An 11,713-nucleotide genomic window follows, 5' to 3' on the forward strand; every position below is an offset into this window, starting at 1 on the left:
GGGTCAGTGATCAGGACATTCATGCTGGCCGGACAAGCCGGGATTGTTACCACCAGGTAAGAGGTGGTTACCTCTGCATAACCTTCACAGCCGTTACCATCGGTCACTACAACCGAATACAGCCCTGCCATCATAACAGTGATGCTTTGGGTAGTTTCACCGGTACTCCAGTCGTAGGAAGCGCCTTCGGTGGCAGTCAGAACAGTGGACTGCCCTTCGCAGAAGGCCAGCTCGCCAGTGATTCCAACGACAGGAAGCGGATAGACCGTGATGGTGGTAATGTTACTATCGTAATAGGTGGTGCAACCATTGCCATCGGTTACCGAAATGATTTCATTGACAGTGGTTTCATAGAATATTTCGGAATAGTAGTCCGGATTGTCGCTGGTGGTGAAGCTGCCGGACATGCCGTTATACTCATATTCAACAGTCCAGGGTGCTGTTCCGGTGAAGTAGTTGGTAAAATCAACAGTTTCACCATAGCAAACTTCAGTTGCCGAATATTCAGTAGTAATTGTCGGTAAAGGATTGACCGTGATTGTGTTTACCTGATTTAGTGAAGAAATACAGCCATTACCATCGGTAACTGAAATTGGTTCATAGGTAGTCGTTTCTGTAAATGTCCCCACATATATTTGCGGATTGTCCGATGTGGTGAAGGAATTTGAAATCCCGTTGTACATGAACTCTACAGTCCATGGCGCTGTTCCGGTGAAATAATTGGTGAAAGTAACCTCATCACCAGAGCAAATTTCAATGGCTGAAAGTTCGTACGTGAATGTTGGTAAAGGATGAACTTCAATGGTTGTAAACTGGCTGACACCTTCATCGCATCCGTTGCCACTATAAATGTGAACGGGCTCATAGTAGGTGGTTTCGGTAAATGCCTGGGTGACTATGTAAGGATTTTCTGAGGTGGTGAATGACATTAGCACCCCTCCTAAATAGTACTCCAATGTCCATGGAGCTACTCCTTCAAAATTGTGGGTGAAGGTCACTTCTTCCCCTGAGCAGATTTCGGTGTTGCTGAATTCGCAGAAATAACCCGGTAATGGCTTAACCGTGAAGCCAACGCTGGCTTGCGCATCCTGGCAGGGATCTTCGGCAACCGCGAGCAATTGGATGGTTACATCACCAAGAATGCCGGGATTAAGGACAAAGATGTTGTTCTCCACAAAACCTGCTTCTGCCGGAATTACCGTCCATATCACTTCAATGGCATTTTCGATCACTACACCGCTAAAGTCAACCGAATAACTCTCGTCATAACATACATCGTCCACATCAGCAGGGAAATTGCTGATCGTAGCATCCAGGCAGGTAATGGGCTCTTCCGATACAATAATCATGAACTCGCAGGATTGCGGGCCGCATACATCCTGAATGAGGTAAGTAATTGGGAAATTACCTATTCCGGCAACTGCCGGGTTGAAAATATTGTTGGTAACGCCAACGCCAGAATACGTCCCACCTGCGGGTAATCCTCCGGTTAGCTCAAAGGGTGGTTCGGTAACGATAACATTCATCGTGGCCGGGCATGTTGGTATCGTTATGGGCAGATAGGTTGTTGTAACCTGAGCCGAACCATCACAACCATTTTCATCGGTCACTACAACCGAATACAGCCCTGCCATCGTAACAGTGATGCTTTGAGTGGTTTCTTCGGTACTCCAGAGATAAGAGGCACCTGCAGAAGCTGTTAAAACGGTGGATTGGCCTTCGCAGAAAGTCAGTTCGCCGGTGATTGAAACTTCGGGTAACGGGTGAACTATCACTGTAACCTGCTCCGTGTTCTTACAACCATTTGCATCGGTTACTTCAACTGAATAAAGCCCTCCCGTTGAAACTTCAATACTTTGGATGGTTTCGTCGGTGCTCCAGAGATAAGAGCTCCCTGAAGATGCAGTTAAGGTCGTGGACTCGCCCTGACAGATTTCCAAATCACCTGAAATGGTTACTACCGGTAACGGGTGAACTATCACCGTAACTTGCGCCGTGTTCTTACAACCATTCGCATCGGTTACTTCAACTGAATAAAGCCCTCCCGTTGAAACTTCAATACTTTGCGTGGTTTCGCTGGTGCTCCAGAGATAAGAGCTCCCTGAAGATGCAGTCAAGGTCGTAGATTCGCTCTGGCAAATTTCCAAATCACCTGAAATGGTTACTACCGGTAACGGGTGAACTATCACCGTAACCTCTGCAGAATTTTCACATCCGTTTTCACCTGTAACCTCCACTGAATAATCCCCTGCAACACTCACCATGATGCTTTGCGTGGTTTCACCGGTGCTCCAGAGATATTCGGTTCCTGCAGAAGCCGTGAGTGTGGTAGTTTCTCCCTGGCAAATTTCAAGATCGCCTGAAATGGCAGCTTCAGGTTTGGCATAGACTATTATATCGAAAGTGCAGGTAGCAGCACCGCATGAATTGGTTACTTCGAAGATGATTGGAAATACTCCCGGATCAACCGGATTGAAGCCGCTGATGGGATCACCGTCATAATAATACTGCCCGATTCCTTCGTAAAGGAAAATATAATCGGTGTCTTCACACACTTCAATATCTGGAATGCATTCAGCCACCGGGAGCGGCAATATGGTAATGATAAAATCACAGCTTCCTGGGAACAGGCCGCCAATAGTATAGGTAATCGTAACCGGACCAACAGGAACCAAAGAAGGATCGAACATGTACACTTCACCAATGGGATCATAATACACTCCCTCGCCACTGTAGTCCCAACCAGAAGGATCAGCCATATCCAACACAAAAGGATTTACATTTTCACAAACATCAAAATCTTCGGGACAGGTGGCAAACGGCGGTTCAAGGAAGTTCCATCCTGTATTGTTCCCATTGTCTGTTGAATTGTACACATTAAAAGTAGCTCCGCCAGTTGCCAGCATATCTTTTAGCACAATATAATTTCCTGAAACAATTCCGTCAGCTTTTGAAATAGTGGCCTGGCTTCCGATGGTAAAGGATTGCAGGGTAATTGGGTTATCAGCATTACCCCAGAATGTAAGATCATTTAAAATCGTCTGGGTTTGCCCGGCCTCCATCTGGCAAAGCTTACCCGGTGTCAAATTGAGGTTGTTGAAAGTATTGCTGCCTTTAATGGTTGCATTATTCATAAAAGTAACGTCTCCGAAAGTGTTGTTCTGGTTGATTTCACCATTTCCGATAAAGAGCACGTTGTTAAAAGTACCATTACCTAACACTTTCCCGGCAGGTTGAAAAGTAACATTGTTGAACTGATCATCACTCTGTAGGTTGGAGGTGCCTCCGGGGTTTTGGAAAACAACATTATGATAGGTCAACACGCTTTCTCCCAGGCTGTAAAACGAACCATTGGCAGTGGTAAACCTGATTTCGCTGGTTCCGGGATTTATGGTGAAATTGCTTCCGGTAGCAAACCATGCCAATGAATGGTTTGATCCGATATTAAGCACTGATGCTCCCAGGTTGAGAGCCCTTATATTGTTGTTATCCGAATAAAAACGGCGTACTGAAAGGGTTCTGCCGTTGGTGTTCAGCGTACCTTTATTCAGGTAAAGATCATTGCTGGGAATGGTGAAATTGTCCATCAAAGTCCAAATGCCTCCCTCACCGGTAAAATAGACTGCATTATTGAAACTATTTCCGGCCATTGCAATTTCATAGCTGGATTTTTCAGGCGCTTCTCCCTGAAAATAAACCGGTCCGGAAAAAGCAAAGTTCATGTCCGGACTGAGCGATAATGACCCGAAAATGGTAAGATGATAGGTATTGGACAATGAAGTAAAAGTAGGTTCGAAAGCTGCTGCCGACCAATCCATATTATGGCACATGGCATCGGCAATATCCACATAAACGGCCTGTCCGGTCTGGGTAAATGAATTGCCATCAAAAATCACATTATCGAGCTGCGTAGGCAGGCAATATCCACCTACTCCCCCGCTTTCGGATGCCCAATGTGCAATGTCATTCCAGTTCCCGGTTCCACCAACCCAGTAAAGATTCTGAACAGACTCAATAAAAATCCAACCGGTATTGTTTCCTCCGTCTACCGAATTCTCGGCAATAAAATCCGCTCCTCCGGATGCTGTAATCCCTTCCAGATAGCAATGTGTCACCGTAACAGTTCCTGCAGTTTTTTCAATAGTGGTTGCAGTTGCTGAACTGGATTCAATGATGATGGGTTCTGCACAGGTTCCATTGGCCAGAAAAGCATCATTAATAGTCTGCGTTCTGCCTCCTGTTATGGTATAGGTGTTTCCGGGGGCAAATTCAAGGATTCCAAAAGTGTTATTACCATTTATGGTTCCATTGCCTTTGAATTGCACATAACTGATAGTGTTATTATCATATATGCCCCCTGTTCCACTGAATATGACACTGTTTACTGTGTTACCATAACGGAGAGTACTTGTACCGGCACTGTTGAACACAATATCATTGAAACTGCCATTATTGTAAACATTAACGGTACCTGTCAAAGCCTCAAAAACCACATCATGAAAAGCCAATCCGCTGCCGCTAACATTGTATATGCCCGAACCAACCCCTGTAAAACGGATCAGTGAAGTCCCTGCATCAAAAGTCATACCGGTGGCATGAAAACGCAGCGCTTGATCTGAAGTTGAAGAGAGTGTAATTTCGGATGAGCCAAGTGTGAGTGAGCGAACATTTCCAGAGTAATCAGAAATGAAAATCCCGGCTGTAACAGGCTGATTGTTAGTGTTTAGTGATCCCCTGACAAGATATAAAAATTTGCCCCCAATGTTCAAACCGTCCATCATAGTCCATCCCCCGCCTTCTCCCTGGAAGTATAAGTTGTTGATTGTACCTAAAGATGTACCAGCCATTGTTATCGTTTTCCCTGTCTCGGTAGCTTCAAAGTATACGGCTCCTACAAATGTAACGGTCATTCCCGGGCTTAGAATCATTGATCCTGAAATCCGGAGGTTTTGGTTGGAGGCTCCGGCCAGTGTTGGGTTGAAGGCAGCTCCTGTCCAGTCCATATTCACCACGCGGGCATTATTGGAAACATCTCCGATAATGGTGACCACCTGCCCGGGAGCAGTAAATGAATTGGCATCAAAAAATACGTTGTCATTCGCTGTTGGAAGGCCGGTTCCAACCGGGCCTCCGCTGGTCAGCGACCATTTCGATGCATCATTCCAGTTGCCCGTTCCACCTACCCAGTAGTAATCCTTGCTGCCTGGTGACAAAATGGTCCAGCCGCTGTTTCCTCCAATATCCACCGAGTTGTAGGCCGTGAAAGTCGCTCCGCCTGTAGCCGAATTGTCCTGTAAACTTACATAGTTCACCTCCACTGCCCCGAATTCTTTGTAGAAAGTAGTAGCAGAGTTCAGCGTGGAGGATTTGATCACAATCAGTTCCGTTTCGGTGCCTTCTGCAATCAGATCATTAAGGATGGTTTGAGTTCTGGAGGCTGTGAGTGTATATTGATTTCCTGCTGTAAATACCAATGTTCCAATGGTATTGTTACCAGTAATTGCGCCGTTGGCATTCATTGTTACATGCCCATAAGTACCATTTCCGCTAATGGTTGCAGTACCAAGAAATGTCATCTGTCCGACATTATTATTGTTATCATAAATGCCCCCTGTTCCACTGAATATGACGCTGTTTACTGTGTTACCATAACGGAGAGTACTTGTACCGGCACTGTTGAACACAATATCATTGAAACTGCCATTATTGTAAACATTAACAGTACCTGTCAAAGCCTCAAAAACCACATCATGAAAAGCCAATCCGCTTCCGCTAACATTGTACATGCCTGAACCCGCACCCGTAAAGCGAATCAATGAAGTCCCTGCATCGAAAGTCATACCGGTGGGATGAAAACGCAGCGCTTGATCTGAAGTTGAAGAGAGTGTAATTTCGGATGAGCCAAGAATCAGCGCCCTGGTATTACCTGAATAGTTTGAATTAAAGATGCCGGCCACAATATCCTGATTGTTCGGGTTCAATGTCCCAAATTCCAGGAATAAAGTTCGGATTCCAATATTCAATTCATCCTGCAAAGTCCACACACCACCGTCACCGCTGAAATACATGTTGTTTTTATCCAGCACAACTCCTGCTGTTGTAATGGTTTGCCCGGGTTCGGTAGCGTGGAAATAAACCGGCCCCAGTGCATTATAAATCATATCGGGAATCAGGGTGAGCGAGCCGTGAATACGCAGATTTACCCCAGCGGCGCCTGCCAGTGTGGGATTATTGGTAGCACCCGTCCAGTCCATATTGATAAAACGAACATTACTGGAAGCATCTCCGATCAGCGTCACTACCTGGCCAGGCGCACTAAATGAATTGCCATCGAAAAATACATTATCCAGTACCGTTGGAATACCCGTCCCTGCTGGTCCACCGCTGGAAAGCGACCAGTTGGCCGGATTGTCCCAATTGCCCGTTCCGCCGATCCAATAAAAATCTTTCCCTCCGGGAGCATTGATGATCCAGTTTGGATTATTTCCCAGATCAATAGAGTTATTGGCGGTGAATGTTGCGCTACCGGCAGCGGCATTATCCTTTAACGAAACATAATTCACAACAACAGGGTCGCCATCCTTGTAAAAAGTAGAAACGTTACCTGAGGAAGATGAAATAATGTTGATTACCTCTGTTTCGGTGCCTTCTGCAATCAGATCATTGAGGATGGTTTGGGTTCTGGAGGCTGTGAGTGTATATTGATTTCCTGCTGTAAATACCAATGTTCCAATGGTATTGTTACCAGTAATTGCGCCGTTTGCATTCATTGTTACATGCCCATAGGTACCATTTCCGCTGATGGTTGCAGTCCCAAGAAATGTCATCTGTCCGACATTATTATTGTTATCATAAATGCCCCCTGTTCCACTGAATATGACACTGTTTACTGTGTTACCATAACGGAGAGTGCTTGTACCGGCACTGTTGAACACAATATCATTGAAACTGCCATTGTTGTAAACATTAACGGTACCTGTCAAAGCCTCAAAAACCACATCATGAAAAGCCAATCCGCTGCCGCTAACATTGTACATACCCGAACCCGCACCAGTAAAGCGAATCAATGAAGTCCCTGCATCAAAAGTCATACCGGTGGGATGAAAACGCAGCGCCTGATCTGAAGTTGAAGAGAGTGTAATTTCGGAGGAGCCAAGATTCAGCGCCCTGGTAATACCTGAATAGTTTGAATTAAAGATGCCGGCCACTACATTCTGATTGTTGGTATTCAGTGCACCTTCCACCAGGTAAAGCGTCTCCGACCCCAGATTCAGATCATCAATCAGTGTCCATCCACCGCCTGATCCGTAAAAATAGATATCGTTATTATCAAGTGGTACACCTGCTGTAAAAATATTGTTGCCGGCTGCAGTTGATTTTAAATAAACACGTCCTTCATAATTGAACGTCATGTTAGCGGACAAGATCAACGACCCGTAAATGTAAAGATCGTTTCCTGTTCCGACAAGCACCGGATTGTTGGTCACGCCTGACCAGTTCATGCTTTTGCAATAGGCAATCCCGTTATCGTTTCCGACAATGGTAACAGTTTGTCCGGGAGATGAAAATGAACTGGCATCGAAAAAGACATTGTCAATGGCTGTCGGAATACATGTCCCTCCCGGACCGCCTGAAGTGGCTGACCAATGCGCAGGCTCATTCCAGCTGCCTGAACCCCCTACCCAGTAATAATTCTGTGCGGTGGGCGGGATGATCAGCCAACCGCTGTTATTTCCCAGGTCAATAGAGTTGGCTGCGGTAAAAGAGGCGCCTCCCGAACCACTGATATCTCTCAGCAAACAATAATTTACGGATAAAAATCCACTGGACTTGCTGATTGTCGCCTGACTCCCATAGGCATCTGCCTGAATGGTGATGGGGGCGGAACAGGTTCCATTGGCGGACAAATCACCGGTGAAGTTTTGGGTAGTGCCATCATTCAACGTCAGATACTTTCCGGGAGACAGCGTGAGGTTCCCGATGATATTGTTACCGTTGATCGTCGCATTTCCACCAACGGTAAGATCCCCGTAAGTTCCGTTGTTATTGATGGTAGCATTCCCGTTGATCACTGCAGTCGTGATATTGTTGCCATTAGAACTGATGGTGGAATTTCCGGCGATATTTAGCATAGCTACGGTCATACCGCCACTTAGGTTCCCGTTGCTGTTAAATGTCAGGTTATTGAACGATCCACCGGAATTATTGGCAGCAGAAGTACCGGTTAGCGCCTCATAAATTACATCATTAAACACCTGGCCCGGGCCATAATTTCCGCTGTGATTCATTGATCCTCCTACACCGGTAAATCTTACCAGTGACGTTCCTGCATTCAGGGTTAAATTTTCACCTCTGAAAACAAAGGCACTACCTGAAGTAGATGTGATCACCAACTCAGAAGATCGCAATTGAAGAGACCGGACGTTGGTATTGTTGGTGCTGAAGATGTTAACTGTGCATTGCTGATCGTTCAAATCGAGTGTCCCCTGATTCAGATACACCGTATAATTCCCGGTCTGAACGAAATTATCCTGCAACACGTACCCCCCTAAACCCTGAAAATAGACATGACGTTTAAAGGATTGTCCGGCGCTGGTAAGCGTTCTGCCGGTGTTGAGTGATTGAAAATAAACCTCCCCCAGGTAACTGAAGTTCATGGCATTAATAAAAGTCAGCGAACCATAAATATACAATTTCCTGGTTGTGGCTCCTGCCAGCTCAGGGTTATTCAGCGCCCCGGTCCAGACCATATCTGCGCAGTAAGCGTCCACATTGATAGTAACAATCTGGCCTGATGCCGTAAACGAATTGGCATCAAAGTACACATGGTCAAGTTCGGTCGGCGCCTGGGTGTGAAAGGTCGCCCCTCCGGATGTTGTCGCCCAGTGGGCAGCAAAATCGTTCCAGTTGCCTGTGCCGCCAACCCAATAGTAGTCAGCAGCGAAAATTGTTGCACTTGTAATAAGCGCCAAAGCGAGAGTAAAGATCAATTTTTTCATGATACAAGAATTTTAGATGAGAATTTATTGAATGATAATACGATTTCATTTTTTAGGCAGCTAATCCCTGTATTAAAATACGATGACAAATTTACTTTTTTTTAAGATGAAAACAATAAAATGATTTTTTTTGAAAAAAAAAGCCCCGGCAATGTGCCAGGGCTTCTCTTGAAGATTTGCGAAATAATGAGTTATTGTATCACTACTTTCTTTACAACAGTTTCGTTAAGGTCAGACATTTTGACAAAGTAAACACCCTGTGCCTGATTACTGAGGTCGAGTCTGTAAGAAGAATTTATGCGAGTGTCGATTAATGATGAATAGATGACCTGTCCTGAAACGTTCATCACCTGTATTTGTAAGGTCTGGTCATCGGTAGGAATTTCCATATTGAAAACACCATTACCCGGATTTGGATGCAGGTAGATCTTGTCGAGTTTACTTTCAAATACCGAAGTCAAAACCACGCTCATTTTCGTGATCATCGACTGACCCAGATCACTGAATGAACCCCTGTTTGGCATCGAAGCATCAAATGTAACCTCTAATGGTAATTCAACCTGCTCGGTTGCTCGATAGATTTTGAATGTCATTTCCTGGTTTTCAGTCATGCCATCCAAAGTTTGTGTAGTTACATCGTTACCATAAACAACCAACAGCATATTCCCATCTTCTCCGGTGTATTGGGCTAATCCTGTACAAACCCCATCAGCATTGAAAACTCCGACAAAGTCACCCTTTGACAAATCAGATAAGGCTGATTGGCTAATGGAGATAAAATGCATAACGTCTGTTTTGGTGTAACTCCATGGAGCATCTGCAAAAACTTTAGGCTGGGCTTTTGCAAAATTAGCCACTGCTGATTTGGTGCAGCTATAGGAGGCCTGACCCTGATTCAACATATTTACAAGATAGCCAACGCCCGGTTCGAGGGTTTCGAGGGTGTATAATCCTCCCTGAGGCCAGTAAACCAACTGTGCATAAATGTCAAAAGCAAAAAGGAGATCGCTACCAAACTGAGAGAAAATATCAACAGCAGGTACCGGCTGGTCGCAAAGCACAGGAATAAAGCTGGCGCCTTTTTTGGCCGAAAATGATTTATCCGAAGGCATATCGCCAACAATACCCAAACACGCCGGCTCATTCATCTTAATCTTGTAGCCTTTCTTTACATCCCAACCTGAAGTCAGTGTATTAATATTTTGTGCAGGCCAGTAGAACCCGTTGTCGCCCAATACAATGACTACTTTATTGTCGGCCACTAAACTGGCAAAAATGTCTTCCATTGCCGGAGTAACCGGATCATTGTAACTTGAGATACCACTCCAACCCTGGGGGATGCAAATCACCTGTCCGGCGAGCGGATCAAGAACAGAGATTAGGAATTGAACTGTAGTGGATAAAGCCGGTGTTCCATTATCAGTGGCAATAAACTCGATGGTGTGTGTACCAAGATTACCGACCTGTCCAACGAGTTCAATATCAACTGAAGCAACATTTCCCGAAATAACCACTGCCGAAAAACCTACCAGGCCACCATCGTTAACCACCACATCGGTGCTTTGGCCGGCTTCCGGGCTTTGGAACTGAATGGTTAAATTGTAAGTGTCACCAACAAAAATTGATGGAGCAACTGCCGGGAATCCAACAGGTACCGGAGGAAGATTTTCAGCAACTCCGGGAGTAATAAAAAATGGATTGTCAGGTAAACCAACAAAACAGCTTACCCCAAAATTGTCGGTGGCTTTAATATAATATTCAATCCCCTGCAAAGTCATTTGCACTCCGGGAATCGTTGCCTGATAAGTATCACCACCCAAATTACCCATATTTAACAGGGTGTACAAAGGTGTTCCTCCGGATATGCGATAAAAAAGTTCAACACCCGCAACTGAAGCTGTGTTGTCAGTAACATCTGCTGATACCATAATATCCACGCCCACCGGAGAATTAACTATTGGTACATGCACAATTTGTGGTGGTATATTCTCAATGGCAATAACGTAAGGATTGTTGACAGGATCAACCGAAGGACTGGTTACAGAAATCTGACCATCAGTAGCAAAAATATAAAACTCCAACCCCGGAAATTGAGTGGCTGTAGCCAGCACAACAGCACTCCATTCGTCGCCTGCACCCGGTATCATGGGAACTGAAGTGTAATTCATTTCACCTACAGTACGATAAAAAAGGGTTGCGCTCTGAACAAAAGGCTCATCAGGGTCAGTAATCAAAGCGGTGATTTCAATATCTACCGATTGACTTACAGAAGTACAGAACAACTCCCCAATTACGGTTGATGTCAATTCAATAGTTGGACCACTCCCCGGATTGATGGATAATAATGATAAGCCACCAGGAAAACCATAAGAGTTAAAATCACCAAATCCATAAACGTAAAGCCCTGAAGGATATCCTTCAGTGTTGTTTAGATTATAAGAGGTGTTGGTGGAAATTGGAAAGGCGGCGGCTGAAAAACCTGTTGACCCGATGGGAGCAAATGAAGCACTGTTTAAAGGCGCCCCATTGAGTTGCATTCCGTCAACACCGTCGGATGCTACAGCAGATGTAAAAAAATGTCCTGTAAATCCTTCGACCGGGGTTGCAAACGTATAACTATCCAGATATTGCTGAAATGGAGGTATGATCATCATGAATGGATCAGAAACAACGCCATCAAAACTGGATGAATTCGAAAACTGCACGGTAAGAAT

The 11,713-nt window shown here is 45.1% G+C and carries 2 protein-coding genes; both read right to left on the reverse strand.

What is annotated here, in order from left to right:
- A partial coding sequence (locus IH598_00270) for a hypothetical protein (GenBank protein MBE0636935.1) occupies positions 1-8,999 on the reverse strand: 8,999 nt, incomplete at its 3' end.
- 191 nt (positions 9,000-9,190) lie between these two features.
- A partial coding sequence (locus tag IH598_00275) for a T9SS type A sorting domain-containing protein (GenBank protein ID MBE0636936.1) occupies positions 9,191-11,713 on the reverse strand: 2,523 nt, incomplete at its 5' end.

This window comes from Bacteroidales bacterium (genome assembly GCA_014860585.1).
GTDB lineage: Bacteria > Bacteroidota > Bacteroidia > Bacteroidales > 4484-276 > RZYY01.